The organism is Flavobacterium muglaense, assembly GCF_014305155.1.
In the GTDB taxonomy this organism is placed as follows: Bacteria; Bacteroidota; Bacteroidia; order Flavobacteriales; family Flavobacteriaceae; genus Flavobacterium; species Flavobacterium muglaense.
Genome location: NZ_JACRUK010000004.1, coordinates 94,838 through 121,783 on the forward strand (window position 1 = coordinate 94,838; position 26,946 = coordinate 121,783).

Sequence of the window (26,946 nt, forward strand, 5' to 3'; positions counted from 1 at the left end):
TTATAAACCACATAAATAATCAATGATGAAAAAAATAACAACACTGGCATTAGTAGCAATCTCAATTATCTCATGCCAACAACAAAACAGCAAAACAACAACTCTTAGTAATCCTGAAACTCCAACTGTTTCTCAATCGAATACCGATTTAGAAAGTCACCTAGACAAACAAGAAGATTTAAAAGAGCACATTATTCAATTGGCCAAGAAAAAAGATTCGCTTCAAAATGTGTTGAAAGGTACAAAAGAATCAATGACTAGAATCAATGAAACTAAAATTGATAAAGGAACTGAAGGTGTAAAAGCTAAATTGAATGAACTTAAAGGTCAAAAAGAAAACTTTGAAGAGCAATTGAATTTACAAAAGAAAGAAATGGATCTTGCTACAAAAAAAATCGACATCTTAAAGCAGGAAAAAACAGTCTATGACGAGCAAAAGAAAGCGTTGTATGACAAAGGAGCAAAACCAAAAGAATTTGTAGTAGTTGACTCCTTATTAAACGGAATTACAAAAAAACTTTTGGATCAAAACAAACGTGTAAAAACACTCAATAGAAATGTTGCCGATGTAGAAGAGCAAGTACTTTCTATTACTGAACAAAGAGGTTTTTTGAGTTCGAAAATCAGAGAAAATTACAATGCACAAGAAATTTTTGAAGAATTTGCAAAAGAAGAAGACACGAAAATAACAACTCAAATTGCTGCAATCGATGCCGAAATGAGTAAACTAAACGGAGATGTAAGCAGTATTAACTCAACAGTTGCAGGATTGCATTCGAATATTGAAAAAGAGCAAGCTGACCAAGATATCAAATTATCAGAAGTTGAGGCGCAAGAAAAAACAAACAACAGATTGAAAATTGCAGGAATTGCGATTGTATTGATTGCTCTACTATTTGGATTGTTTTACATCGTAGGAAAAAGAAAAAAAAATAACGCAAAAAAATAAGACATGGCTACTAAAAAAAAATACACCCACAGAAGATAAAGTTTCAAATTTAGATAAAATGAAAAACTTTTTTGGTACAGTTACTGAAAATGTTATCGAAGGAGCGACTATCGTTACCGAAGCAATAAAAGACAACTCGGCCAAAGCATACGTTGCAAGTGCCGAAATCGTCGAAGATGCAAATGATAAAATCCACACCTACTCGGACAAAATTTTATTGCAAAAAGAAATTAAAAACATGGAGTCTAGACAAGTGCAATTGATGAACGAATTTGGAGCAATTACAATTGAACATTACGTCAATAGTGATTCTTTGCACAAAGCTTTCCTGACAACAAAAGCGGTCAGTACTATTGTTGAAGAATACAAAGAGAACAAAAGCAAAATTGTTTTGATCGAAAAAAAATTAAAAAAAATAAGCAACTAAAATGAGAAACGTAATTCTATTTTTGTACCTTATAATCAATGTCTTTTTGTACACATTAAACTTCGAATTATTCAATTCTAGTGTAAACGTAGACTTTGGTTTTGGGGTATTCAGCACGATGCCTTTGATTTTGATTCAACTTATTGGATTAGTATTTATTTTACTTTTTGTATTTATTGACAAAAACAAAGCTTTAAAAAACACCCTTCTAGTCGAAAGATTAGAAGACCGAAATAAAATTTTACTAAAGGATTTAGAAATAAATCAATTAAAATTAAAAAACATACTTTTGGCTGAACAAACAGTGATCCCTGCAGAGCCAATCAATTAAAAGAAACAAACATGAAAAACAAGATATATTTAACCGCATTATTACTCTCTAATTTCGCTTTTTCACAAGTAAAAGACATTAGTTTTACCATTGCACCAGTCGCAAATTACACATTTTGGGACAACCAGTCAGGCCTTGACAACGGCTTGCTTTATGGTGGTAAAATAGGTTTTGGTTTTGGTGAATATATCGAGTTAAGAGCCATGTACCTGCAATCACATGATCTAAAAAGCAAATTCTCAAAATACGGAATTGCAGGATATGATTCGAATACTTTTACACCACAAGACCTTGATTTAACAAGATGGGGAGGAGAGTTAAAAGCCAATATTGGTCGTGGTCGTTTAAACCCTTATGTCACCTTTGGTACAGGAGTTCAAAACATCGCTATTAAAAACGGGAACGACTTTGATCAAATCTATACAAGTGTTGGTTTAGGAATAAAAACTAAAATCAACAATAGAATTGTGCTAAATATAGAAGCTAAAAACACTGCTTTTAACTTTAACTCAGGGAAAAACTTATTGACAGCTAGTGACAAAACTAATATGGGCGTTACTGATGCTAGTTTTGAAAGCCAATTGTTGTACAACTGGTCAGCGCAAGCTTCTTTACAGTTTTACCTTGGTGGTAGAAAACCAGGAACATTATCTGAATTAGACAAAGCTTATCTTCAAAAATTTAGAGGAGGTTTCAAAGGAATTCAATGGGTAGTGGAGCCCGGAGCAAGTTATGTAAGCTTTGACAACCGTTCACAATTCAAAGACAGTTACTTCTTAGGAGGATATGCAGGTCTAGATTTCAACCGTTTTACCGGAATACGAGCTTTCTTTTTTCAAGCTACTCAAAACGAACAGTTATCATTCTCATTCGACAAAATGAACATGTATGGTCTAGAATTTAGAGCACGCCTTAATGATGGAAATGGTGTAACACCCTACTTAATTTTGGGTGGTGGTTACATGAGTCCATCAAATAGTTACGTAGGTAAAAGCATCGCTGTTACACCCGAAGGAGAAAAATTTGCGCAAGCAGGTTTAGGGCTAAACATTCCTTTGAGTAAAAACTTCTTGATCACGGGAGGAGTAAGAGGAATGGTTTCGTCTGGAGAAAACGTTGAAGATTTATCAAATCCAGATTTATTACAAACGCACATCATGTACAATGCTGGTCTTAAATTAACTTTTGGTGCCAAGTCTAAAAACCCAGATGCTATGTACCAAGCCGAAATGGATGAAGCGCTTAACAAGCAAAGCAAAACATCAGCAGCGGTATTGACGCAACAAAACGAAAACAACCAACAAAAACTAATTGATTTACAGTCTAATTACCAAGCAAAACTAGATTCATTAAATGTAGCTTTAAAAGCGGCTAATAGTAAAAATGATGTGGATACTGCAGTTGAAATATTAGAAACTAAAAACAAGACTGAAAAATCACTAGAAGAAGTTGAGAAAGTAACTAAAAAAGCGGTCGCAACACCTATAGCTATTGTTACTAAAAAAGACAGCATTATTATACAAAAAGCCAATGTTGTGATTCAAAAGGACAGTGTTACAGTTGCCAAACCCTTAGTGCCAAAAGTACAAACAGCTACGCCTGCTAAGCCAACCAAAGAATTGATTAGGATGACGCCTCAGGAACTAGAAATGTTGATTGACAAGATTTTGGACAAAACTGATCCTACCATCCAACAACAACTAAAAACAACTACTGATCGTGCAAAAGAAATGGAGCAAATGCAAAAAAGAATTGATTTTCTTGAAAAATTAATGCTTCAAAAAAATGGATCTACGGTAGTTGATCCTGTAAAAAAATAAAAATACAACCTGATTGACAATGGAAATAAAAGGAGACATTGCCTCCCGTTTTCAATCTAATAATAAATGGTAACCTGTACAAATCTAGTATTTGTATTTTACAAACAAGCTGTTCTAACTTTTAGAGCAGCTTGTTTTTTTGTTTCTATCTGCGATATGGACTTAAGCGTTAAAAAACATGCTCTATAATTAACAAGACTTTACATCTTTACTAAGTTTTCATTAAGAAGATTCTAATAATTTTACCATCACCTTATTAGCTTCTATTTATGAAAATAAAACTACTTAGCACTTTCGTTCTCCTGAGTTCTCAATTAAGCTTCAGCCAAGTCATAAAAGGCCGAGTAACTTTTAATAAATATGCAATTCCAAAGGTCGAAGTCATCAATGCCTCCACAAAAACACTGACCCTAACGGATGCCGATGGCCAATTTTCTATTACAGCCAAAACAAATGATATCCTTGTATTTGTATCAAAACAACATCAACTCAAACAACTCATTCTAAGCCCAGCCATATTTACAAATGGCCAACTTATTGTTGAAATGATGTTAAAGGCTGAAGAATTAAAAGAAGTAGTAATTACAAACATGCCTTCGATAAAATTGAGCTCTGACGATAAATATGAACAAACTAAAATTGATCAATACACACTAGAAAAGGCAGCATCCAGCCCAAAAGTACAAGGTGTGTACACGGGAACAATTGTAAACGGAGCCGATATTAACCGAATTGGCGAAATGATTGCGGGTCTATTTATTAAAGAAAAAGAACCTGAAAAAAAAGAGACCACTGAAATTATATTCAAAGATTTTACAAAATCTCATTTTGATCAAAATTACTTTGAAAAAACGTTACACCTACAACCGGATAAAATAGGTTTGTTCCTCGAGTTTTGCGATGCAGATCCAAGATCCAAAAACATTGTAAAAACCCAAAACATTTTAACCGTTATGGATTTTCTATTCGAAAAAAACAACAGTTTTAAAAAACTATAAGCGGTACTTCAAGACAATTATTTATCACGCGAGTGTGATGCACTAAAAACAATAAAGAAACTTCTTAATGAAAATAAAAATACGCTACATTTTCGTACTCCTTAGTCTCCAATTAGGCTTCAGCCAAAACATAAAAGGTCGAGTAACCTTCAATAAATATGCAATTCCAAAGGTCGAAGTCATCAATGCCTCCACCAAAACACTTACCCTAACAGATGCCGATGGGCAATTTTCTATCACTGCCAAAACAAATGATATCCTTGTATTTGTATCAAAACAATATCAGTTCAAAAAACTTGTTCTAAGCCCAGCCGTATTCACAAATGGCGAACTTATTGTTGAAATGATGCTAAAAGCTGAAGAACTAAAAGAAGTAGTAATTACAAACATGCCTGCTATAAAACTAAGTACAGACCTCAATTACGAAAACTCAAAAGTTAGTCAATACAACATTGACAGAGCAGCGCAAGCTGCAAAAGTGACTGGCGTCAACATGGGAACCATCGAAAATGGCATTACAAAAACCTTCAGAATCTTTAATAGAAATGCAAAGGAAACACCCGAAACGCCATTCAAGGATTTTGTAAAATTAAATTGTGATCAAAATTACTTTGAAAACGCTTTACATATAAAATCCGAGCAAATAGGATTGTTCATCGAGTTTTGTGACGCAGATCCAAGGTCAAAACACATTGTAAAAACCCAGAATATTTTAACCGTTATGGATTTTCTATTCGAAAAAACCAATAGTTTTAAAAAACTAGAACCTAATACCAACTAGAAAACGAATGTTTGTTTTTACTTGACCTCACAAATCGTATAATCTCACTTTGAAACGAGAGTACTTACCTATTCAACCACCAAATACTTGCATTTAATACCGTTGCAAAACTCACCCAAGCCAAGTAAGGCACTAATAAATAACCCGCAATTTTATTGATTTTAATAAACTGACTATAGGTTTCAAAAATCAACAACCACAATAAAACAATTTCAACCAAAGCCAACATAGGATTGTGTAAACCAAAAAACAAATACGACCATAGGGCATTCAAGCCCAACTGAACAGCAAAAAGGACTAAGGCTTTTTTAACAACTTCCTTATCAGAATCCATTCGATCCCAAACAAGACCCGCTGCCACTCCCATCATAATGTACAACATACTCCATACTGGGGCAAAAACCCAATTGGGCGGATTAAAACTTGGTTTTACCAAAGTAGGATACCAAACTTGGATGCTTTCGCGAGTTACCGTTCCAGACAAGTATCCAATAGCAACACATGTCACAACAACTGTAAGTATTTTAGTAAGCTTATTCATTTTTTTCAATTTATTTGTACTTCAAAATTAATGAAAACAATCGACTGTTTACCATTATAACTTTCTTTGTTGAATAATTTCAAAGAGTTCTTTTTTGTAAGTATCGCCTATTGGAATACTATTTCCGTTAATATAAACACTTATAGAATCGGTTTTTGCAATATGACGCAGTGCAACAAGAAAGGATTTATGTGTTTTTAAAAATTCAGAAGCCGGTAAAAAATCCTCAATACTTTTTAAAGTATTATTGGTAATTATTTGTTTGTCAATTAAATGAATAGCAACATAATTCTTTAAACCTTCGATATAGCAAATGTCTTTTACATAGACTTTTTCGAAATTATTTTTTCCATCTGTCTTAACAAATATATAATCATCAATCTCTTTTTGAATTGCTTTTACCTCAGACTCGCTACTATTTTTCACTTTTAGTACTGCTTCATAAAAACGTTCAAATTCAAATGGTTTGAGTAAGTAATCAATCGCATTAACTTCATAGCTTTGCAACGCAAATTGCGGGTAGGCCGTTGTAAAAATAATGTTGGTTTTACCCTTTACAATTTTTGACAATTGCAAACCCGTTAGATCCGGCATTTGAATATCCATAAAAACCAAATCAACATTTCCTTCCTCAATGGTAGCAAGCGCTTCTAACGAACTGGTGGTGGTGCCAATTAATTCTAAAAAAGGGACTTTACTCACATATTTTTCAAGTAATCGAATAGCAGGCGGTTCATCATCGACAATTAGGCATTTTACTATTTTCATGATTTAATTTTAAATGGTAGTTTGAGACTCGTTGTAAAAATATCATCGGATTGATTGTAATGCAAGACATAATCCTGTTTATAGATTGCACTTAATCTGCGCTCTAAATTTTCTTTTCCAATACCACTTGTACTATACTGTTCTGCACTAGAAATTTTGTTATAAGTTTCCATACTAATAAATTCTTCGGTAACAATAATACTTATTTTAGCTGGAAAAGCACTATTGGTAACCACACCATGTTTAAAAATATTTTCGATAAAATGAATAAAAACTAAGGAAGGCACTTTTTGATCTCCTACTACTCCAGTAATAGTGTAATCTAGTGACAAAGTATCTTCAAATCGTTTCCGATGCAGATAAATATAATCTTCAATAAAATTTATTTCTTTGGAAAGTGGCATAAAATCAGTTCCAGCTTCATAGGTTACATACCGCAGTAGTTGGCACAAACGCAGAATATCTTTGGCGATTTTAGGTTTATCATCAACTAGATCCGTATAAAAAGCATTGAGTGTGTTGAATAAAAAATGTGGCTCCAGCTGCGATTTCAACAGGCTAAGTTCTGCTTTGTTATAATCCAATTCTAATGTGTGAATTCTGTGCTGGTTTGTCGCATACTCGAAGAAAAAATAAACCAAAGTGCTATACAAAATTCCTTTTATGGCATAAATTGAATTATCAAAGGTGTAAAATAAAAACCTCCTAGATTCTTCAAAATAATTGTGCTTTCCGGTAAATTCAAACAGCAATACCTCTTCCAAAAAGTATCTCACACGGCCAAAAATAACAATCAAGAAAACAACACCAATTGCAAATCTAACACAATGCTTCTTCCCTAAAGTATAGGGACATACAAAATAAAAATTAACCGCATACGTTGTAAATGTTGCTGTATACATAATGACTCTCATATAATTTAAAGGCAACTGAAAATTACCTAAAAATCGTTCGCTGCCTCCATAGACATAATCAGAGAAAAGATCCATCAATACAATTGTTAGTACTACTGCAAAATGAAAGTACCACTGTTTCTTATTTATTTCCATGGGATGAAATTAAACATTATCTGTTGAACTATTCTTTTTTTTACACCAACTGCCCAAATTAACGGACCAAAGTATTTTTTTTTAGACAAAAAACAAATAAAAATCTGTTTTCAGCTTTTCATGTAGTAGAAAGTCCTACTGGTGTAAAATGAATTCGGAGATTGAGGCACTACCCTACATTTGCAGACAACAAAACCATACAACATGAAAACAACTATCGCCCTTTTATTATTTTTCAACATGAGTTTGCTTTTTGCACAAAACAGCAAACTAACCGGAACAATTGTAGCTAAAAACAATAAGGAAAAAATTGCATTTGCAACTGTTGCTATTTTTGATGGTACTACCAAATCGTTTGTTAAATCAACGGCAACCGATGAAAAAGGATACTATGAAATACAAGTCGCTACTGTAGATTTCTATGTTCAAATTGAAATATTAGGTTACAAAACCTTCCAATCAAAAACGATTACAAATACCAAAACCGACTTAAATCTCAATTTTGAGTTAGAAGAAGATGCTCTTGCGCTAAAAGAGGTAGTTGTAATGCAAAGCAAAAGCCTCATCAAATTAAGCCGAGACAAGATGATAGTAGACATTGACAAGGCAGGATTTGGAAATGGAAATGATGGACTTGAAACCTTAAGCAAACTACCTGGTGTACAATTAGACAAAGATGAAAATGTGGTTTTTAGAGGCAGCAGCAATCTTCAAATAATGATCGATAGCAAACCTTCGCTACTAACTGGTGAAGAGCTCAAACAATATTTAAAAACACTAGACGGCGCCAATATTAAAGCCGTAGAGATAATCGCCAATCCATCTGCCAAATATGATGCTGCAGGGAGTGCTGGTATTTTTAATATCGTACTAAAAAAATCAGCGGCAACGGGTTTAACTGGTAATCTGAGAACATCAGTAGGTTATGCTGAATTTATCAAAAACTACAACGGCTTGAACCTATACAATAATACCGAAAAATGGAATCTAAAATTTGGCCTAAATTATGGTTACAACGAGAGTGTAAATCATCGTACAATTGATCAAACTGTAATTTCACCAGATATTACTACTTTACTTAAGCAAAAAAATGACTGGTTACCAGTTAATAATAGTTATTCTGGGAATTTTGGAGCCTCGCACCAATTAAATAAAAACACTACTGTTGGCGCTTCAACAAATTATAGTATTTACAAAAGTGATGAAAAAACAAACGGTCGTACCGAAGAGCTTGACAATGCCATTTATAAGCGATATACCATTCTGGACACACAAAACGATATTGCAAATAGAACCTTAACAAGTACTTTATTTTACAATTTTGCCTCTGATAGTCTAGATAATAAAATTGATGCACAGCTAAGCTATGCTAATTATCAAAACACTAGTGACCGACTTACTTCTAACGCTTATTTCAATGCAAATACAAACAAAATGTACAGAGATATAGAAGCTGTAAAATACCAAAACCCAACGAACTTTAATATAATCAGTGCAAAATTAGATTTTGAAAAAAAGGTAACTAACACCTTCAACTTCGAGACTGGTACAAAATTAAGCTATGTCAATAATGACTACACCATTGTTTTACAAGATAGAGACGCACAAGGAAATTACATTTTAAACACCAATAGAAGTAATCATTTAGTCTACAAAGAGTCGATTTTATCTGGCTACGGAATTACCAATTTAACTAAAGGAAAATTTAATGTTCAAGCAGGATTACGAGCAGAATATATCAATTACAATGCTACATCATTGACATCGAACAGTACGAACAAAGGCAATTATCTATCGCTTTTCCCTTCATTCAGCATTAATACAAATCTAGAAAACAATCAATTTAAGTTTTCCTATAGCCGTCGCATTCAACGCCCACGTTATTTGTACTTAAATCCGTACTACGAATACACCGATACCTATAATGTTTCAGTAGGAAATCCACAACTAACTCCGCAATTTACAGATGCCTTTGAGCTAGTATGGATTAAAAAACAAAAAACCTCACTTTCTCTATTTGCTAATTTCTCAAAAGACGAAATGTATCAAATCATCAATTACGATCAAGACACAAAAATCACTACCTTGTTTTATGACAACATAGGAAAATCTAAAAGTATAGGATTATCATTCAACACCAGTTATTCCGCAAAAAAATGGTGGGAAGTACAACTAAATACAGAAGTTGCTTACGGTCAAGCAACCTCAAACCTACAAGGCTATCAATTCAACAATAGCGGCGTTTCCTTTTCGGGAGCTGTAAATCAATCGTTCACTTTAGCGAAAGATTGGAGTGCTACTTGGAATAGTTTTTATAGTCAGAATGGTGACTACGGAAATACAAGTTTCAAACCGTCATACGATATGTCATTTAGTATGCGAAAAGACTTTTTAAGTAAAAAGCTACGCATGAATTTAAGCGCTCAAAACGTATTGAAAAAAAGTCAATGGATTCAAAGCACGAAGCAAGACAACGTAACTAATAATTGGATTAACCGCTGGGAAACAAGAAAAATAACACTGTCACTAACTTATAATTTTGGTACAGCTAAAAAGAAAGAGGTAAAGGATGCGGATCTTAATGAAGAGCAAAATAGATTGTAACTACCTATTTTAACCTCTAATCTTAACCGCTACGGCGATAAAAAAAGCAAAATATGACATGCATAACAACAGATTTTCGTAATATAAATTGACGAAAATCTGTTAATCTGTGGTTTAAAAAAAAGTATCTTTGTAAAAATTTTTCAATTCATGTTGACAGCAAACGACTTTATACCTACAAAATATTCTCAACTTATAGAAAACGGTAGCTTTCAATGGAGCGCACCTAGCAATATAGCATTAGTAAAATACTGGGGGAAAAAAGACAATCAAATTCCGGCTAATCCATCGATAAGTTTTACGTTGAACAACTGTAAAACGATTACTAAACTGGCTTTCGCCAAAAAAGACAGTTCGACTTCGCTCCATACTGATCCAGACTCTTTTTCGTTTGACTTGCTTTTTGAAGGGCAACCAAAAGAAGATTTCAAACCGAAAATTCAGAAATTCTTAGAAAGAATTGAAGTCTACCTTCCGTTTTTAAAAGAGTATCATTTTACAATTGACACTGCGAATACATTTCCGCATAGTTCTGGAATAGCATCATCAGCATCAGGAATGGCTGCACTAGCTATGAACTTAATGAGTTTAGAAAAAGCGCTTAACCCAGCAATGACCGAAGAATACTTTTATCAAAAAGCGTCTTTCCTAGCCCGACTAGGATCAGGAAGTGCTTGTCGAAGTGTAAAAGGGCAAGTTGTTGTTTGGGGAAACCAATCCAATATTAAAGGAAGTTCTGATTTATTTGGAGTGGAATTTCCAAACGATATTCATGACAACTTCAAGAATTATCAAGACACGATTTTATTAGTAGACAAAGGCGAGAAACAAGTTTCAAGTACGGTAGGTCATGACTTAATGCACAACCATCCGTATGCAGAAAGGCGTTTTGCGCAAGCACATGAAAACTTAGACGCACTGATTTCAATATTTAAAAGCGGAAATTTAAACGCATTTATTAAAATAGTAGAAAGTGAAGCTTTGACTTTGCACGCCATGATGATGACCTCTATGCCGTATTTTATCCTGATGAAGCCAAATACTTTAGAAATCATAAATGCCATTTGGAAATTCAGAAACGAGACCCAAATACCGGTTTGCTTTACATTAGACGCAGGTGCAAATGTGCATGTTTTATATCCCGAAAACGTTAGCGAAAAAGTTTTGCAATTTATTAAAGACGAATTAGTTGGCTATTGTCAAAATGGGCAGTACATTTGTGACGAAATTGGAAATGGAGCGATCTTATTATAATTTTTGTATCTTTATGAGATTAAAGCGTTAAGTATGGATATTCAATTAGAAAAACAAGAAATTATTGAGCGGTTATTGCAAACCAATGACGAATCAATTATTGCGTCTATCAAATCCCTTTTAACAAAAGAAAAAAAAGATTTTTGGGAGGAGTTGACAGAGGAAGAGAAAGCAGGAATCGAAGAAGGAATTGAAGATTTTAAAAATGGCAATACTACTTCCTGGGATGATTTCATAGTTAACTATCTTTAATGAGAAAGGTGGTGATTTCGAAACGAGCAACGTATGAATTAGAAGATTTATTTGATTTTTTAGACTGTAAATGGTCTGTTAGTATTCGGAAGAAAGTAGCACAAAAATTAAACAAAAATATTCAAAAAATCAGATTGAACCCTGAATTATTTCCAAAATCAACGATACGCAATACACGGAAATGTGTTGTTTCTAAACAGATAAGCTTGTATTATGACTTTGACGAAAAAAATTTAAATATTCTTCGCATCTTCGACACAAGACAAGACCCAAATAAGATTAACAAAATAAACTAATTACCAACCCCAAATTGATAATTCACCAACTATGAAAGGACCTTTATTTTACTCAAAAATACTACTCTTTGGAGAATACGGAATTATTCGTGACTCTAAGGGTTTGTCAATCCCTTATAATTTTTATAATGGTGCGTTAAAAAGAGACGAACATCCAACTGCAGAAGCCATAGCTTCAAATGCTAGTTTAAATCGCTTTGCGGTTTATCTTGAAACGCTTCAACAAGAACAACCCACATTAGTAGCATTTGACTTAGCAACACTAAAAGAAGACATTGCAACAGGAATGTACTTTGATTCTAGCATACCGCAAGGATATGGTGTAGGAAGTAGTGGAGCACTAGTTGCCGCTATTTATGACAAATATGCACACGACAAAATTACTGTTCTTGAAAATTTGACTCGTGAAAAATTATTACAGTTAAAAAATATATTTTCTCAAATGGAAAGTTTTTTCCACGGGAAAAGCTCTGGATTAGACCCATTGAATAGCTATTTGAGTATTCCTATATTAATCAATTCTAAAGACAATATTGAAGCAACTGGCATTCCTAATCAAAGTTTTGACGGAAAAGGAGCTGTATTCTTATTGGATTCTGGAATTGTAGGTGAAACGGCACCAATGGTAAACATCTTTATGGAAAATTTAAAAGACAAAGGTTTCCGTGCGATGTTAAAAAACCAATTTGTAAAATACACAGATGCTTGTGTTGAAAACTTCCTAGGTGGTGATATGAAGTCATTATTTACCAACACTAAGAAATTATCTAAAGTTGTTTTAAATCATTTTAAACCAATGATTCCAGAACAATTTCACGCAATTTGGCAACAAGGAATTGACACTAACGATTACTACTTAAAACTTTGCGGTTCAGGTGGTGGTGGTTACATCTTAGGTTTTACCGAAGATCTAGAACGCGCCAAGGCATCATTGAAAGACTACAAACTAGAAGTTGTTTACCAATTTTAATCAACAACTAAAACGATACATAAAGCTTAAAATTCACAGTAATTTTAAGCTTTATTATTTTAAAAAAGTAGGAAATTGAATAGAAAGCACAAACTATTGATTATGAAGGCTATTAGTTTATTCTCGGTAATTAGAGGATACAACATACCTATAATTATCTTGGCTCAATACCTTTCGGCCATATTTATTCTCGCACCCGAAAAAAGAGCTTTAGCTATATTATTAGATCTAAATTTATTTTTACTAGTATCAGCCTCTGCAATTACTATTGCTTCTGGATACATCATCAATAATTTCTACGACAGCCAGAAAGATTTAATTAACCGTCCTAATAAGTCAACTCTAGATCGATTAGTGAGTCAGTCTACCAAACTTAAAGTTTACTTTTCGCTTAATTTTTTGGCGGCAGTGCTAGCTCTTTTCTCTTCTTGGCAAGCCTTTATATTCTTTTCGGTTTACATATTTATGATTTGGTTCTATTCTCATAAAATAAAAAAATACGCTGTAATAGGAAACCTAACCGCAACATTGATGGCTGTAATACCGTTTTTTGCCATTATGCTTCATTATTACAACAACATTAGTTTTGAAGAAATAGAAAACTACAAAGGACACTTTGCCGTGATTTTTGCACATGCTTGTTTTTTATTTCTATTGTTATTAATTCGAGAAATGATCAAGGACTTAGAGAATTTAAAAGGAGATTTGGCAAATAATTACCAAACCATCCCAATCCGGTTTGGTGAAAAGGTTTCGAAAAAAATCATAACAGTATTGACATTATTTACAATTGTACCGGTCTATGTTTTGGTTGACATTTATGATGTGGGCTATATGGACATCTATTTTTACTCTTGTTTTATTATACTTATTTTCTTTTTATTGTATTTATGGAAATCCAATCAAAAAGGGCAGTATTTACTACTACATAATGTTTTGAAATTTCTTATTGTAGCAGGTGTTTTCTGTATTGTATTGATCAACCCTACTGTTTTGTGGAATGGCAAAAAACTGTTGCTATTAGTTTAAAAACGACTTCTTTTGGACTAGAAACGGGATCGTATCACTAGCCCTGATTGCAACGGCATCCTTTTACTTTTTTTTTCAAAAAAAGTAAAAGATATAGTGAAAAGCAGGAAATAGCTCCAAATAAACAAACTTCCCTTACATTATATCGCTATGTGCTACTGTTTTAGCATTTTACTTTATAGTTATCGATTAGCAATTATTTAAATACTATCTTTGCACAAATTATAGAATATTATGAATAACAAGGAAGGCAATAATAAAAAAAGCGGTGCTAGACCTACGAGTTCTAGACCTAGCTCAAATAAGCCAAAACCTGCGATGCAAAAAAGGGCACAAGGGCCTAAAAAAGTAAAAGTAAATACTAAGGTTGCTGAAGTCGTTTCGGATAAAGTAGAAAAAAAACCGAATCAGGCTCCAAAAAGACCTAAGGTAAAAGATGAAATTCGTTTGAATAAATATATCGCCAATTCTGGCGCTTGTTCACGTCGTGATGCTGATATTTACATTCAGTCTGGAACGGTAAAAGTAAATGGAATTGCCGTTACCGAAATGGGATACATGGTAAAACCAGGTGATGTTGTAAACTTTGACGGTGTAAAATTGACACCAGAGAAAAAAGTATACATCTTACTGAACAAACCTAAAAACTTTACAACAGCATTTGACGAAGGTCAAGAGTTTCGTAATGTTTTAGAATTAGTAAAAGGTTCTACTACTGCCAAAATTGGAGCTGTAGGAAGAATGGATAAAAATACGACTGGTTTATTATTGTTTACCAATGATACTGACATGATTCGTAAATTTACATTACCAACAAACAAATCATCAAAAATCTACCAAGTTTCACTAGATAAAAACTTGAAATTTGAAGACCTAGAAAAAATCAACAAAGGACTTGTTCTTGATGGACACCGCGTTTATGTTGAAGATGTAAGTTACATTGACGGAGAAGCGAAAAGCGAAATAGGTTTAAAACTAAGATCGGCTAACGTAAAAGTAGTTCGATCAATATTTGAACATTTTAGTTATGATGTTTTAAGAATTGACCGTGTTTCTTTTGCAGGTTTGACAAAGAAAAACTTACCAAGAGGAAACTGGAGATTACTTACAGAACAAGAAATCATCAATTTGAAAAACGTATAAATCGCTTTTCAATAGCATAAAAAGTCAAAAATCCTTTTCTTCGTGAATAGGATTTTTTTTACAACAAAGCCAAGCCCATGACCCCCGAAAAACTGCAATCAATTGCCTTTAAATGGATCGAAACATTCAATAACAAAGAGCTCGAAAAACTACTAGCGCTTTATGATGATGACGCCATACATTACAGTCCCAAATTGAAAACCCACCAACCTGAAACCAACGGTTTTGTGACCGGAAAAAACGCTTTGCGCAACTGGTGGCAGGACGCATTTGACAGACTCCCTAGTTTGAACTACAAACTAACATCAGTGACCGCTAATGGCGACCGCGTTTTTATGGAATACACTCGCCTTGTTGCCAATGAAGAACCAATGCCCATTGCCGAAGTTCTTGATATTAGAGAAGATAAAATAATAAGCTCTAGAGTCTACCACGGTTAAATTATTGTTTTTCCAAATTTTATCATAGCTTTACATATCATAAATTAAAAAATCATGAAAAAGACCCCACTAATTTTAATTGCAATTCTAGTCTCTACATTCTTAGTTAACTGTAAATCAGAAAAAAACAAAGTTGATTTTTCGACCATTACTAAAAACTATTTTGACGATAAAAACGCCCTTGATCCATTAAGCGCCACTCAAAGTGGACAAAATGAATACAACGACAAATTGCAATTTGAGATGACGGATAGTTATAGAAAATCGCAATTGGATTTTTTCAACAAATACGAAAGCACCTTAGATTCTATCGATGAGAAAGAACTATCTGCGGAAGAAAAGAACAGCTACGAAATCATTAAGTGGGAAGTAAGCGTTGGAAAAAAATTATTAGACCAACCTACAAACCTGATGCCTATTCACCAATTTTGGGGAACCCATTTAACCATGGGACAATATGCTGGCGGAACAAGTGGTCAACCCTTCAAAACCGAAAAAGACTATACTAATTTCCTAAAACGAATGGACTTATATAGTGTATGGATTGACTCGGCTATGGTGTATATGAAAAAGGGAATCCGCAAAGGCGCAGTTTTACCTAAATCTTTAACCGAGAAGGTGATTCCGCAATTTGCCGAAATGGCAACTCCTAACGTGGAGGACAACCTATTTTATTCGGCTATAAAAATAATGCCCGATGCATTTTCAGATGCTACCAAAAAAGATTTAACAGCTAAATACACTGCAACGATCAATGACAAATTGATTCCGCAATATAAAAAAATGGCCGAATTCCTTAAAAAGGAATACTTGCCAGCTTCACGATCAACAAGCGGAATAGGCAGTTTGCCATTTGGCAAAGAACTCTATGCTGCTTATGTCAAGCAATGGACTACTACTGAAATGACTCCAGAAGAAATTCACGAATTGGGATTAAAAGAAGTGGCGCGCATTAATGCCGAAATGGAAAAGGTAAAAAATCAAGTTGGTTTCAAAGGAACGTTAATTGACTTTTTTGAATACGTAAGAAACAAACCAGAATTAAAACCATTCAAAAAACCAGAAGAAGTAATTGCTAACTTCAACCGAATCTACAGTGTAATTAAACCAAACGTAGACAAGTTATTCTCTTTGCAACCCAAAACAAAATTTGAAATAAGAAGAACCGAGGCCTTTAGAGAAAAAACCGCAAGTGCCGAATACAGTCAAGGAACTGCCGATGGATCTCGACCAGGTATTTTTTATGTTCCCATTCCAGATGTAAAAGAATACAATATGTATGGTGATGAAGATTTGTTTTTACACGAAGCAATTCCTGGACATCATTTCCAAATTTCGTTACAACAAGAAAATGCTAGTCTTCCTGATTTTAGAAAATTCAACTGGTTTGGTGCTTATGGCGAAGGCTGGGCATTATATACTGAGAGCTTAGGAAAAGAACTTGGTTTATATAAAGATCCTTATCAATATTTTGGGATGTTAGGAAACGAAATGCACCGCGCCGTACGTTTAGTAGTAGATACGGGCTTGCACAGTAAAGGATGGACTCGTGAACAAGCGATTAAATATTCTCTTGAAAACGAAGCCGAAAGTGAAGCAAGTATCACTACCGAAATCGAGCGCTACATGGCCATCCCCGGTCAAGCTTTGTCATACAAAATAGGACAACTAAAAATAATGGAATTACGTAAAAGAGCACAAGATAAAATGGGCGCAAAATTTGATATTAAAAAGTTCCATGAAATGGTATTAGAATCTGGTGTAATGCCACTCGCTTTATTAGAGAAAAAAATTGACGAATGGATTGCAAGTAAATAGTTTGTTCGAAAAAAAATACAATTACCAAAAAGTCTCATTGAATAAAAACAATGAGACTTTTTTTATGTCTATTTTTTTCAAATCTACTTTCCTAAAGTATAATTATTAGACTATAAATAAGCACTAATTTTTACAAACGAAAACGTTAAAGTTCGATAAAACAATAAGTATACCATTGCCAAAGAATCAATAACTTTAAAAAATACCTACTTTTAAAAATAGAAAAAATAAAAAAACAGCTCCTTTTTTTTGTTTTTTATTTTTAAATCAACCCAAATCTATTAACAAATGAAAAAAACAATTTTACTATTATTGGTTCTTTGCTTTTCAGTAAATGCATCCTTTAGTCAAAATAACAAAGTTGAAATTGATAAAAAAGTATCCGAACTACTTGCTAAAATGACTCTGGAAGAAAAAGTAGGTCAGATGACACAAATGACAGTGACTAATTTTGAAGCAAAAGGGCAACCCGGCGTTTTTGATATGGTTAAATTAAAAGAAGCAATCCAGAATTACCATATCGGTTCTATGCTAAATGTCCCAAATCCTGGAGCCCCTACCATTCAAAGATGGAAAGAAGTTATTACTACCATTAACAATGAAGCCAACAAAACAAGATTAAAAATCCCGGTTTTATACGGTATTGATGCCATTCATGGGTCTAGCTATACTGCTGGAGCTACATTATTTCCACAACAAATAGGAATTGCAGCTACCTTTAATACCGAAATTGCAAAAAGAGGATCAGAAATATCCGCTTACGAAACAAGAGCTTCCTCTATTCCATGGGTTTTCTCTCCAGATTTAGACTTACCACGCAATCCATCTTGGTCAAGAATGTGGGAATCATTTGGTGAAGATGCGTATTTATCGTCTCAAATGGGCGCTGCAATGGTCGCTGGTTTCGAAGGAAACGATGTGGGTTCAAAATACCATGTAGCCTCTTGTATGAAACATTTCATAGGCTACGGAAGCACAACGACTGGAAAAGACAGAACACCTAGCATAATCCCTGAACGTGTTTTAAGACAGTTTGATTTAACCATTTATCAAGCCGCAATAAAAGCAGGTTCTAAAAGTATTATGATAAGCTCAGGAGAAATAAATGGTACTCCCGTTCATGCAAGCAAGCACTTGGTTACTGATATCTTGAAAAACGAATTAGGTTTTCAAGGCGTTGTAGTGACTGACTGGAAAGACATTATCTATTTGTACACAAGACATAAAGTGGCCGAAAACAATAGAGACGCAGTTAGAATATCTGTTATGGCAGGTATCGATATGAGTATGGTTCCCGAAGATTATACCTTTTACACGGATTTACTAGATCTAGTAAACAAAGGCGAAGTACCAATGTCAAGAATTGACGATGCGGTTGCCAGAATCTTACGAATGAAATATGAAGTAAATTTATTTCAAAACAATATAGCTGATTTAAAAGATTATCCCAAATTTGGTTCTCAAGAATTTATCGATGTTGCTTATAATGCGGCAGCCGAATCTATTACCTTATTAAAAAACACAGCTGCTGTTTTACCTTTAAACAAATCCGAAAAAATACTAGTTACTGGTCCTACGGCTAATAGTATGAAATACCTAAATGGAGGATGGTCTTACAACTGGCAAGGCGAAAACTCAGACAAGTATGCGGCTGACAAGTCTACTGTTTTAGAAGCATTAGAAAACAAAATAGGAAAACAAAACGTACTGTACACTGCTGGAGCTGATCTTGAAAAAGAAAACGAGGACGAAATTCAAAAAGCAGTAGCACTAGCCAAAGACGCTTCGAAAATAATTTTATGTCTAGGTGAAAAAAACTATACTGAAACGCCTGGTGACATTAGTAATTTATACCTGAGCAAATCACAAATAAATTTAGCTTTGGCTTTATCAAAACTGAACAAGCCAATTATTTTAGTTTTAAACGAAGGAAGACCCAGAATCATCAGCGATTTTGAAGACAAAATGAATGCTGTAGTTCAATGTTACCTACCCGGAAACGAAGGAGCACGCGCACTAGCCGATATTCTTTACGGTGATGTAAACCCAAGCGGACGCATTCCTTATAACTACCCTAGATACACGAACTCATTAGAAAAATACAATAGAAAATACACGGAGAGTTTAGGTGACGAAGAGCAAAATAACGATGCACAATATCAAAAAAGTTATTCTCCGCAATACGAATTTGGAACTGGATTATCGTATACTACTTTTGAATATTCAAATTTAGCAATTGACAAATCAGAGATCAACCATACTGATGCAATCACCGTAACTGTTGATGTGAAAAATACGGGGAAACGAGCTGGAAAAGAAGCTGTTTTACTTTATCTATCTGACAAAGTAGCTAGTATCACACCTGAAGTAAAAGCATTGAAACGTTTCGAAAAAATCAATTTGGAACCAAACCAAACAAAAACCGTAACCTTTACCCTAAACCAAAAAGACTTGCAATTTGTAGGTGAAGATTTAAAATGGGTAGCCGAAAACGGAACTTTCAACATTCAAATTGGAACACAAAATAAAAATTTTGTATTAAAATAAAAACAAATCTATAAATCATACGGTAAAGGCTTCTCATTGAGAAGCCTTTACTATTTAACAACCTTGCGGCCCAATAAAAAACAGAAAACTTAGCAAACAAATAATCTAAAAACGCAAGACTACTCTCATTTTATAATTATTTTAGCGCAATCAGACCTTTATACAACCAATGACGCACCAAAACACTTTAAAAGAAATAGCTCAATTATTTTTAAAACTAGGTATTATAGGCTTTGGCGGACCCGCAGCTCATATTGCCATGATGCGACAAGAAGTGGTTATAAAAAGAAAATGGCTCACCGAGGAACACTTTTTAGACCTCATAGGAGCAACCAGTTTGATTCCGGGGCCAAATAGCACCGAAATGGCTATCCATATTGGTCGCGAAAGAGGTGGCGCAAAGGGTTTGATTATTGCCGGCCTCTGCTTCATCTTACCCGCGGTAATCCTAACCGGAATTATAGCACACTATTACAAGGAATACGGTCAATTGCCCGAAGCACAATCTTTTCTTTTTGGTATAAAACCTGCTATCATCGCCATCATTCTAGCCGCTATTTTTCCACTGGCCAAAAAATCAGTTAAAACCAAAACACTGGCACTTATTGGAATTCTAGCTCTTAGTCTTTCGATTTTAAAAATAAACGAAATCTACATTCTATTTGGCTCGGGTTTCTTGGCTTTATTGTATTCGAAAATAAAAAACCAACAAACGCTTACATTAATTCCGCTAACCGCTTTTCAATTCATAAAAACAACTGTTGTTACTGCAACCAACTGGAATCTTTTTTTGCTATTTTTAAAAATAGGTGCTGTATTATACGGAAGTGGATACGTATTTTTTCCATTTCTAGATACGGAATTAGTCGCAACTGGTATAATGTCGCGAGCCACTTTGGTTGATGCTATCGCCATTGGACAGTTTACGCCAGGCCCTGTTTTTTCGTCTGTAACCTTTATTGGATATCAAATCAATGGCCTTTTAGGAGCAATAGTAGCGACAATTGCCATATTTATTCCGTCTTTTTTGTTTGTAGCCCTACTCAATCCCTTGGTAAAAAAACTAAGAAGCAAGCCAGCAATTGCCGTTTTTCTTGACGCGGTAAACGTGGCATCTGTAACAATTATCATCGCAGTTTGTTATAAAATGGGAACTGATTCTATTGTAGATTGGCGCAGGTTATTTATTGACCCAAATTCCATAATTTACTCCTACAATTTCGTACGCTACAAATAAAAATAAAGCACAAAAAAAAAGCTTCTCAATTGAGAAGCTTTTTTGGTGCGGATAATAGGACTCGAACCTACACGCCTTGCGGCACCAGATCCTAAGTCTGGCATGTCTACCAATTTCACCATATCCGCGTGCAATTGTGGGTGCAAATATAGTTATAAGTTTGAACTTTCAAAGAATTTTTTCAAATTTTTTTTTTATTCTATTTTTTGTACTTTTGAGTCACTAAAATATCTACACATAAATGGAAAATATAAAGGCATACGTTCAAGAAAATAAAGACCGTTTTATCAACGAATTAATAGAGCTATTAAAGATCCCATCAGTAAGTGCTGACACTGCTTACTCGCAAGATGTAATCGACACTTCAGAGGCTGTGAAATTAAGCCTTGAAAAAGCAGGATGCGATTTTGTTGAAATTTGCGAAACCGATGGATATCCTATTGTTTATGGCCAAAAAATGATTGATCCAGCACTACCTACAATCCTTGTTTACGGACATTATGATGTGCAACCGGCAGATCCAATTGAATTATGGACTTCTCCTCCATTCGAACCCGTTATAAAAACGACTGATATTCATCCCGAAGGAGCTATTTTTGCTCGTGGCGCTTGTGATGATAAAGGCCAAATGTACATGCACGTAAAAGCTTTTGAATACATGATTCAAAACAACAACTTGCCATGTAACGTAAAATTCATGATTGAAGGCGAAGAAGAAGTAGGAAGCGTTAACTTAAAAACATTTGTTGAAAACAATACCGAGAAACTAAAGAATGACGTCATCCTGATTTCGGATACCGGAATGATCTCTAACCAGCAACCTTCTATCACAACAGGACTTCGTGGATTGAGCTATGTAGAAGTCGAAGTTACAGGCCCTAACCGTGATCTACACTCCGGATTATACGGTGGTGCAGTGGCTAATCCAATCAATATTTTAGCCAAAATGATCTCTTCGCTTCATGATGAGAACAACCACATTACCATTCCTGGTTTCTATGATAATGTCGAGGAATTGTCTCTAGAAGAAAGAGCCGAAATGGCCAAAGCGCCTTTTAGCCTAGAAAAATATAAAAATGCATTAAAACTAAACGATGTTTACGGCGAAAAAGGATACACAACAAACGAGAGAAACTCGATTCGCCCTACGCTTGACGTAAACGGAATCTGGGGTGGTTATATAGGTGAAGGTGCCAAAACCGTTATCGCAAGCCAAGCATTTGCTAAAATTTCGATGCGTTTAGTCCCTAATCAAGACTGGGAAGTAATCACTGAATTGTTCACAAAACACTTCATGAGCATTGCTCCTGCTGGCGTTACCGTAAAGGTAAAACCACATCACGGAGGTCAAGGATATGTAACTCCTATTGACAGCATTGGCTACCAAGCTGCTAATATGGCTTATACAGAAACCTTTGGTACGCCAGCCATTCCGGTGCGTTCAGGCGGCAGTATTCCTATCGTTGCTTTATTCGAAAAAGAACTCAAAAGCAAAACGATCTTAATGGGATTTGGACTTGATAGCGACGCGATTCACTCGCCAAACGAACATTTTGGAATTTTCAATTACTTGAAAGGAATCGAAACTATTCCGTTGTTCTACAAATATTTTGTGGAGTTAAGTAAAAAATAAATGGTTTTAAGCCGAACGAACTCGTGTCAAATCGAGCGTCGCAGTGTCAAATCGAGCGCAGTCGAGATTCATCTCAAAACATACAATCACAATCCGTTCAGAAATGAGCGGATTTTTTTTTGGGCGTTACCCGCCGAAAAAAGCGGGTCAGGCTTTCCGTTACAATCTTTTTATTTTATGAAAAATAAAATAAAAAGGATTTCTACTTCAATCCTTAACGCAACCCACTACACTACATATAATTACAAATTAATTTGTTTTATTAAAATATAACTCTACATTTGTAGAGCAATGTTTAATTATGTAGAACAAATGAAAAAACTCACCTTCCTTTTTATCATCATTCTGAGTTTGAATTCATGCAAAGTAAAAACTAACAATCAAACAGTACATAAAAAAAGAGAAGGACTTTGGATAGAAACCTACGCCTTAGACAGCGCTCATTACAAATCGATTGGAACCTACAAAGACGATGATCCCGTAAAAAAATGGCGGTACTACCTAAACAGCCAACTTATAAAAAAGGAACGCTACCATAAAACCTATTGCAAGACCAAACTATTCCATCAAAACCGAAAAAAGCAAGCCAAAGGCATCACTAAACTCGACATTAAAGACAAAGATATACACTGGTATTATTCCGGAACTTGGAAATACTATAACAGCAATGGCCAATTAATCACCACACGAACCTACAACAAAGGAGATTTAATCTCAGAAACGAACAACTAATTATTCACAAAAAAATACAAAATGCAACAACTCACTAACGCCGAAGAACTAGTAATGGAACATTTGTGGCAACTAGAAAAAGCATTTATGAAAGATTTACTAGAAGCTTTTCCTGAACCAAAACCAAAAACAACCACCATTGCTACGCTACTAAAACGCATGATCGACAAAGATTTTGTGGCTTATAAAGAATTTGGTAACTCCAGAGAATATTATCCATTGGTAAAAAAAACGGACTATTTCTCCAAACACGTCAACGGACTCATTAGTAGTTTTTTCAATAATTCGGCCTCCCAATTTGCTTCATTCTTCACAAAAGAAACAAACCTCTCATCGGCAGAACTAGAAGATTTAAGAAAAATAATCGACGGCGAAATCCTAAAAAAGAAAAAATGATAGACTTTTTAATCAAATCGACCCTTTCTTTAGCAGTGCTTTTGGCACTATACCATCTTGTTTTAGAAAAAGAAAAAATACATCAATTCAATCGGTTTTACTTGCTGTTTTGTCTTGGTTTCTCTTTTGCCATTCCGTTCATCACTTTTGAAATCATTCAAGAGAGCAGCAATGAACTTATCAAAAAACCAGTAATCATAGCAGGACAAACGACGATGACTGTGGTACAAGACCAAGCCAACTATTGGATAATTGCCTTATGGACTATTTACGGACTGGTTACAATGGTCTATGCATACCGTTTTGTTAGCAATGTTTCTAAACTTATTTGCAAACAAAAAAACAACACTACAATTGCCTACAAAAACGCAAAACTGATTTTATTAAACGAAAAAATATTACCGCACACTTTTTTAAACTGCATATTCATCAACAAAGAAGCGTATCATACTCGAAAAATTGAAGAAGAACTGTACACGCATGAACTCATTCATGTCAACCAAAAACACACCATAGACATTTTGTTAATCGAAACAATTAGAGTATTTTTTTGGTTCAACCCATTATTCTTATTCTACAAAAAAGCAATCCAACTCAATCACGAATTCCTAGCCGATGAGCAGGTTATAACCACATATAACGATATTCCTTTCTACCAGAATTTATTACTATCTGTAGCTAATGTGAACACGAATTATTACTTGGCCAGTAATTTGAATTACTCAATAACTAAAAAAAGATTTATTATGATGACAAAAACCACCTCTAGAATTACAGCTACACTAAAAAAGATAGCCTTAATTCCTATACTTACCGCTATCTTCTTGCTATCCTGCGGTAAAAAAGTAGAGAAAGAAAAAATAGCACAAGAACCAACCGCACTAAAAACTCCTATTAATGGAATGGAAAAATATTTTGAAGATACAACCTTTAGAATTTTAGACGAAAAAGGAAATACAATTGCAAACAAAAAATTTAATGAGCTAACAACTGAAGAAAAAGACAATGTTCCACCTCCGCCACCTGCAACTGAAGACAAACAAAAAATGGAGGGACAACCTAATGCATTAAATAACACTAAAGGCCCACAATTTGTAGACATAAACAATCACAAGAACACAATTGAAAAAGCGTACAAAGGAAAAGAAGCCTTAGACCTTCAACCTACTTTTCCAGGCGGAATGGAAGCATTTTACAAATATGTAGGTCGTAATTTCAAGATTTCAGAGCAAGCAGCTGCAGTGAAACTAAAAGGCAAACTACTAGCCACTTTTATAGTAGAGAAAGACGGAAGCCTATCCAACATAAAAATAAATAAAGACCTTGGATACGGCATGGGAGACGAAGCAATTAGAGTCTTAAAACTTTCACCAAAATGGACCCCAGGTAAAGTAAACAACAAACTTGCAAGAGTAGAATACAGTTTACCCATAACAATCCAAACAGAGTAATACTCAAAAACAACAAATCCGCTTGACTACAAGCGGATTTGTTTAACTAAATTCTAAAAAACTATTAACTAAAAAACCGCATCTGGCTTATACCCAAAATACGACATGGTTTGTTCTTTAAAAACAACCCCATATTCTTCTAATTCTTTCAATATCGGTAAATACACTTCCTTACTAATAGGCAATTGCACCCCTGGAGTAGTGATTTTTCCGTTTAGTATTTGCAAAGTAGCCATAGCCACCGGTAATCCCACGGTTTTAGACATAGCAGTATAGGTTTGATCATCTCCAATACAAACCATTTTAGAGTCTATTTGTTGCTTCACACCATTCAACTCATAACCAAATTTATGATACATCACGATCATATCTTTATCATGCGGCTGCAAAGTCCATTTATCGCTTAATATTTTTTCTAAAATCTGCGCTGGTGTTGCATTTTTAAGTCCGACAATTTTCTTATCATTGAACAAATCCAATTCCAATAATTTATCCCACATGATATCATCTTGGTCAATTTTCAAGATTAATCTTGTTTTAATCTCTACAGAATCCGTTGGGTGATACGGTAAAAAGGAATTAACAAATTTACGGTAACTCATAGTCTCGGAATTTTCCATCACATAACTATCGTCCGTCATTCCTAATTGCACAAACATATTCCATGCTTTAGAAAAACCAACTTTTCTAATCGTACCTCTATATAAAGTAAGCACATCGTCTAGACCATAAACTGACCGATACTTTAAAGAATCCCTATTCGAATACGCTTCAAAACGTCCGTAATCCTCCACCTCCAAAAACTCAGTACGACGAAACAAATTGCAATACGGAATGTATTTGTAAGCACCTTCTTGAATAAACTTAGCGGCACCACCTTGCCCTGCCAATACCACATTCCGAGGTGCCCAAGTAAACTTATAATTCCATAGATTCGTATCCGATTCTGGTGCTACAAGGCCACCACAAAAAGATTCAAACAACAGCATTTTACCACCACGATCTTTAACTTCGTCAATTACCTTCATGGCACTCATATGATCCACACCAGGGTCAAGACCAATTTCGTTCATAAAGATCAAATTATTTTCTTTGGCCGCAGCATCCAATTCTTGCATTGCATCGCTAATATAGGAAGCTGTTACCAAGCTCTTTTTACATACAACACAATCTCTAGCAACCTCTATATGCAAATGCGCAGGCAACATCGAGATCACAATATCTGATTTTTCAATCGCTTCTTTTCTTTGTTTCGCATCAAAAACATCCAACGCGATTGCAGTAGCGTTTGGATGATTGTTCGTCTTTTTTTCGGCTAATGCCAAAGACAAATCGGCAATTACAAGATGCAACTGCTCTTTTACAGATTTATTCAAAAGATACTGTATTAATGAAGATGCTGATCTTCCCGCCCCGATAATTAAAATTTGCCTCATAATTACATAAATATAACACAAACATACAAAATTGTTGTATTCAT

Annotated in this window: 25 protein-coding genes and 1 tRNA gene; 21 read left to right on the forward strand and 5 right to left on the reverse strand. The window is 34.5% G+C overall.

Annotation, left to right across the window (positions count from 1 at the left end):
- Positions 1-22: 22 nt before the first annotated feature.
- The 6 genes from H8R24_RS03155 to H8R24_RS03180 all read left to right on the forward strand — a co-directional run bounded on the left by H8R24_RS03155 (position 23) and on the right by H8R24_RS03180 (position 5,306).
- Positions 23-949, forward strand: coding sequence for a hypothetical protein (locus H8R24_RS03155; protein ID WP_187017126.1), 927 nt, complete (start codon positions 23-25; stop codon positions 947-949).
- Positions 950-1,007: 58 nt separating this feature from the next.
- Positions 1,008-1,376 carry a hypothetical protein gene (locus H8R24_RS03160; protein ID WP_187017127.1) on the forward strand — a complete coding sequence of 123 codons (369 nt, stop codon included), beginning with the start codon at positions 1,008-1,010 and terminating at the stop codon, positions 1,374-1,376.
- A gap of 1 nt (position 1,377) precedes the next feature.
- Positions 1,378-1,707 (forward strand): hypothetical protein, encoded by a 330-nt coding sequence (locus H8R24_RS03165; RefSeq protein ID WP_187017128.1) that lies wholly within the window; start codon positions 1,378-1,380, stop codon positions 1,705-1,707.
- 11 nt (positions 1,708-1,718) lie between these two features.
- Positions 1,719-3,527: a TonB-dependent receptor gene (locus H8R24_RS03170; protein WP_187017129.1), complete on the forward strand. Its 1,809-nt coding sequence runs from the start codon at positions 1,719-1,721 to the stop codon at positions 3,525-3,527.
- Positions 3,528-3,796: 269 nt separating this feature from the next.
- Complete coding sequence (locus tag H8R24_RS03175; protein WP_187017130.1) at positions 3,797-4,525, forward strand: peptidase associated/transthyretin-like domain-containing protein; 729 nt, start codon at positions 3,797-3,799, stop codon at positions 4,523-4,525.
- A 67-nt stretch (positions 4,526-4,592) separates the two neighbouring features.
- Positions 4,593-5,306, forward strand: coding sequence for a peptidase associated/transthyretin-like domain-containing protein (locus H8R24_RS03180; RefSeq protein WP_187017131.1), 714 nt, complete (start codon positions 4,593-4,595; stop codon positions 5,304-5,306).
- 64 nt (positions 5,307-5,370) lie between these two features.
- On the opposite strand, the gene H8R24_RS03185 is transcribed toward H8R24_RS03180, so the two are convergent.
- The 3 genes from H8R24_RS03185 to H8R24_RS03195 are packed head-to-tail and all read right to left on the reverse strand — an operon-like array spanning position 5,371 to position 7,664.
- Positions 5,371-5,847, reverse strand: coding sequence for a TspO/MBR family protein (locus H8R24_RS03185; RefSeq protein WP_187017132.1), 477 nt, complete (start codon positions 5,845-5,847; stop codon positions 5,371-5,373).
- A 54-nt stretch (positions 5,848-5,901) separates the two neighbouring features.
- Positions 5,902-6,615 carry a LytR/AlgR family response regulator transcription factor gene (locus tag H8R24_RS03190; protein ID WP_187017133.1) on the reverse strand — a complete coding sequence of 238 codons (714 nt, stop codon included), beginning with the start codon at positions 6,613-6,615 and terminating at the stop codon, positions 5,902-5,904.
- Complete coding sequence (locus H8R24_RS03195) at positions 6,612-7,664, reverse strand: sensor histidine kinase (RefSeq protein WP_187017134.1); 1,053 nt, start codon at positions 7,662-7,664, stop codon at positions 6,612-6,614. Before H8R24_RS03195 ends, H8R24_RS03190 begins: the two co-directional genes overlap by 4 nt.
- A 204-nt stretch (positions 7,665-7,868) precedes the next feature.
- Here H8R24_RS03195 and H8R24_RS03200 point away from each other — a divergent pair, with 204 nt between their 5' ends.
- From H8R24_RS03200 to chrA, 11 genes are all read left to right on the forward strand, one after another.
- Positions 7,869-10,268 carry an outer membrane beta-barrel protein gene (locus tag H8R24_RS03200; RefSeq protein WP_187017135.1) on the forward strand — a complete coding sequence of 800 codons (2,400 nt, stop codon included), beginning with the start codon at positions 7,869-7,871 and terminating at the stop codon, positions 10,266-10,268.
- A 150-nt stretch (positions 10,269-10,418) separates the two neighbouring features.
- A complete protein-coding gene (locus tag H8R24_RS03205) occupies positions 10,419-11,522 on the forward strand; it encodes a diphosphomevalonate/mevalonate 3,5-bisphosphate decarboxylase family protein (protein ID WP_187017136.1) in 1,104 nt (367 codons plus the stop codon).
- Positions 11,523-11,555: 33 nt separating this feature from the next.
- Complete coding sequence (locus H8R24_RS03210) at positions 11,556-11,774, forward strand: hypothetical protein (protein WP_187017137.1); 219 nt, start codon at positions 11,556-11,558, stop codon at positions 11,772-11,774.
- Positions 11,774-12,070 carry a type II toxin-antitoxin system RelE/ParE family toxin gene (locus tag H8R24_RS18405; RefSeq protein ID WP_187017138.1) on the forward strand — a complete coding sequence of 99 codons (297 nt, stop codon included), beginning with the start codon at positions 11,774-11,776 and terminating at the stop codon, positions 12,068-12,070. Before H8R24_RS03210 ends, H8R24_RS18405 begins: the two co-directional genes overlap by 1 nt.
- 31 nt (positions 12,071-12,101) lie before the next feature.
- Complete coding sequence (locus H8R24_RS03220) at positions 12,102-13,040, forward strand: mevalonate kinase family protein (protein ID WP_187017139.1); 939 nt, start codon at positions 12,102-12,104, stop codon at positions 13,038-13,040.
- 102 nt (positions 13,041-13,142) lie between these two features.
- The gene (locus H8R24_RS03225; RefSeq protein WP_187017188.1) at positions 13,143-14,069 is read left to right on the forward strand and encodes a geranylgeranylglycerol-phosphate geranylgeranyltransferase; all 927 of its coding nucleotides are present in this window, start codon (positions 13,143-13,145) and stop codon (positions 14,067-14,069) included.
- A 234-nt stretch (positions 14,070-14,303) separates the two neighbouring features.
- Positions 14,304-15,212, forward strand: coding sequence for a pseudouridine synthase (locus H8R24_RS03230; RefSeq protein WP_187017140.1), 909 nt, complete (start codon positions 14,304-14,306; stop codon positions 15,210-15,212).
- A gap of 77 nt (positions 15,213-15,289) precedes the next feature.
- Positions 15,290-15,652, forward strand: coding sequence for a nuclear transport factor 2 family protein (locus H8R24_RS03235; protein ID WP_187017141.1), 363 nt, complete (start codon positions 15,290-15,292; stop codon positions 15,650-15,652).
- Between the two features lie 54 nt (positions 15,653-15,706).
- The gene (locus H8R24_RS03240) at positions 15,707-17,470 is read left to right on the forward strand and encodes a DUF885 domain-containing protein (protein ID WP_187017142.1); all 1,764 of its coding nucleotides are present in this window, start codon (positions 15,707-15,709) and stop codon (positions 17,468-17,470) included.
- A 288-nt stretch (positions 17,471-17,758) separates the two neighbouring features.
- Entirely contained in the window at positions 17,759-20,017 is a 2,259-nt protein-coding gene (locus H8R24_RS03245) for a glycoside hydrolase family 3 N-terminal domain-containing protein (protein WP_187017143.1), read from the forward strand.
- Positions 20,018-20,186: 169 nt separating this feature from the next.
- Positions 20,187-21,254, forward strand: a complete 1,068-nt coding sequence (gene chrA, locus H8R24_RS03250; protein ID WP_187017144.1) for a chromate efflux transporter — start codon at positions 20,187-20,189, stop codon at positions 21,252-21,254.
- Positions 21,255-21,297: 43 nt separating this feature from the next.
- Here the strand turns inward: chrA and H8R24_RS03255 are convergent.
- A tRNA-Leu gene (locus H8R24_RS03255) sits at positions 21,298-21,382 on the reverse strand.
- A gap of 113 nt (positions 21,383-21,495) precedes the next feature.
- On the opposite strand from H8R24_RS03255, the gene H8R24_RS03260 reads away from it, so the two are divergent.
- From H8R24_RS03260 to H8R24_RS03275, 4 genes are all read left to right on the forward strand, one after another.
- Complete coding sequence (locus H8R24_RS03260) at positions 21,496-22,887, forward strand: dipeptidase (RefSeq protein ID WP_187017145.1); 1,392 nt, start codon at positions 21,496-21,498, stop codon at positions 22,885-22,887.
- Positions 22,888-23,199: 312 nt separating this feature from the next.
- Positions 23,200-23,619 (forward strand): toxin-antitoxin system YwqK family antitoxin, encoded by a 420-nt coding sequence (locus tag H8R24_RS03265; RefSeq protein ID WP_187017146.1) that lies wholly within the window; start codon positions 23,200-23,202, stop codon positions 23,617-23,619.
- A 21-nt stretch (positions 23,620-23,640) separates the two neighbouring features.
- On the forward strand, positions 23,641-24,015 hold the full coding sequence (locus tag H8R24_RS03270; RefSeq protein ID WP_187017147.1) for a BlaI/MecI/CopY family transcriptional regulator: 375 nt from the start codon (positions 23,641-23,643) through the stop codon (positions 24,013-24,015).
- Positions 24,012-25,466, forward strand: coding sequence for a M56 family metallopeptidase (locus tag H8R24_RS03275; RefSeq protein ID WP_187017148.1), 1,455 nt, complete (start codon positions 24,012-24,014; stop codon positions 25,464-25,466). Before H8R24_RS03270 ends, H8R24_RS03275 begins: the two co-directional genes overlap by 4 nt.
- A gap of 68 nt (positions 25,467-25,534) precedes the next feature.
- On the opposite strand, the gene H8R24_RS03280 is transcribed toward H8R24_RS03275, so the two are convergent.
- Positions 25,535-26,902, reverse strand: coding sequence for a saccharopine dehydrogenase family protein (locus tag H8R24_RS03280; protein ID WP_187017149.1), 1,368 nt, complete (start codon positions 26,900-26,902; stop codon positions 25,535-25,537).
- Between the last annotated feature and the right edge of the window lie 44 nt (positions 26,903-26,946).

Coding starts and splice junctions, on each gene's coding strand:
- H8R24_RS03155 (WP_187017126.1), top strand. CDS start 23: ATGATGAAAAAAATAACAACACTGGCATTAGTAGCAATCTCAATTATC.
- H8R24_RS03160 (WP_187017127.1), top strand. CDS start 1,008: ATGAAAAACTTTTTTGGTACAGTTACTGAAAATGTTATCGAAGGAGCG.
- H8R24_RS03165 (WP_187017128.1), top strand. CDS start 1,378: ATGAGAAACGTAATTCTATTTTTGTACCTTATAATCAATGTCTTTTTG.
- H8R24_RS03170 (WP_187017129.1), top strand. CDS start 1,719: ATGAAAAACAAGATATATTTAACCGCATTATTACTCTCTAATTTCGCT.
- H8R24_RS03175 (WP_187017130.1), top strand. CDS start 3,797: ATGAAAATAAAACTACTTAGCACTTTCGTTCTCCTGAGTTCTCAATTA.
- H8R24_RS03180 (WP_187017131.1), top strand. CDS start 4,593: ATGAAAATAAAAATACGCTACATTTTCGTACTCCTTAGTCTCCAATTA.
- H8R24_RS03185 (WP_187017132.1), bottom strand. CDS start 5,847: ATGAATAAGCTTACTAAAATACTTACAGTTGTTGTGACATGTGTTGCT.
- H8R24_RS03190 (WP_187017133.1), bottom strand. CDS start 6,615: ATGAAAATAGTAAAATGCCTAATTGTCGATGATGAACCGCCTGCTATT.
- H8R24_RS03195 (WP_187017134.1), bottom strand. CDS start 7,664: ATGGAAATAAATAAGAAACAGTGGTACTTTCATTTTGCAGTAGTACTA.
- H8R24_RS03200 (WP_187017135.1), top strand. CDS start 7,869: ATGAAAACAACTATCGCCCTTTTATTATTTTTCAACATGAGTTTGCTT.
- H8R24_RS03205 (WP_187017136.1), top strand. CDS start 10,419: ATGTTGACAGCAAACGACTTTATACCTACAAAATATTCTCAACTTATA.
- H8R24_RS03210 (WP_187017137.1), top strand. CDS start 11,556: ATGGATATTCAATTAGAAAAACAAGAAATTATTGAGCGGTTATTGCAA.
- H8R24_RS18405 (WP_187017138.1), top strand. CDS start 11,774: ATGAGAAAGGTGGTGATTTCGAAACGAGCAACGTATGAATTAGAAGAT.
- H8R24_RS03220 (WP_187017139.1), top strand. CDS start 12,102: ATGAAAGGACCTTTATTTTACTCAAAAATACTACTCTTTGGAGAATAC.
- H8R24_RS03225 (WP_187017188.1), top strand. CDS start 13,143: ATGAAGGCTATTAGTTTATTCTCGGTAATTAGAGGATACAACATACCT.
- H8R24_RS03230 (WP_187017140.1), top strand. CDS start 14,304: ATGAATAACAAGGAAGGCAATAATAAAAAAAGCGGTGCTAGACCTACG.
- H8R24_RS03235 (WP_187017141.1), top strand. CDS start 15,290: ATGACCCCCGAAAAACTGCAATCAATTGCCTTTAAATGGATCGAAACA.
- H8R24_RS03240 (WP_187017142.1), top strand. CDS start 15,707: ATGAAAAAGACCCCACTAATTTTAATTGCAATTCTAGTCTCTACATTC.
- H8R24_RS03245 (WP_187017143.1), top strand. CDS start 17,759: ATGAAAAAAACAATTTTACTATTATTGGTTCTTTGCTTTTCAGTAAAT.
- chrA (WP_187017144.1), top strand. CDS start 20,187: ATGACGCACCAAAACACTTTAAAAGAAATAGCTCAATTATTTTTAAAA.
- H8R24_RS03260 (WP_187017145.1), top strand. CDS start 21,496: ATGGAAAATATAAAGGCATACGTTCAAGAAAATAAAGACCGTTTTATC.
- H8R24_RS03265 (WP_187017146.1), top strand. CDS start 23,200: ATGAAAAAACTCACCTTCCTTTTTATCATCATTCTGAGTTTGAATTCA.
- H8R24_RS03270 (WP_187017147.1), top strand. CDS start 23,641: ATGCAACAACTCACTAACGCCGAAGAACTAGTAATGGAACATTTGTGG.
- H8R24_RS03275 (WP_187017148.1), top strand. CDS start 24,012: ATGATAGACTTTTTAATCAAATCGACCCTTTCTTTAGCAGTGCTTTTG.
- H8R24_RS03280 (WP_187017149.1), bottom strand. CDS start 26,902: ATGAGGCAAATTTTAATTATCGGGGCGGGAAGATCAGCATCTTCATTA.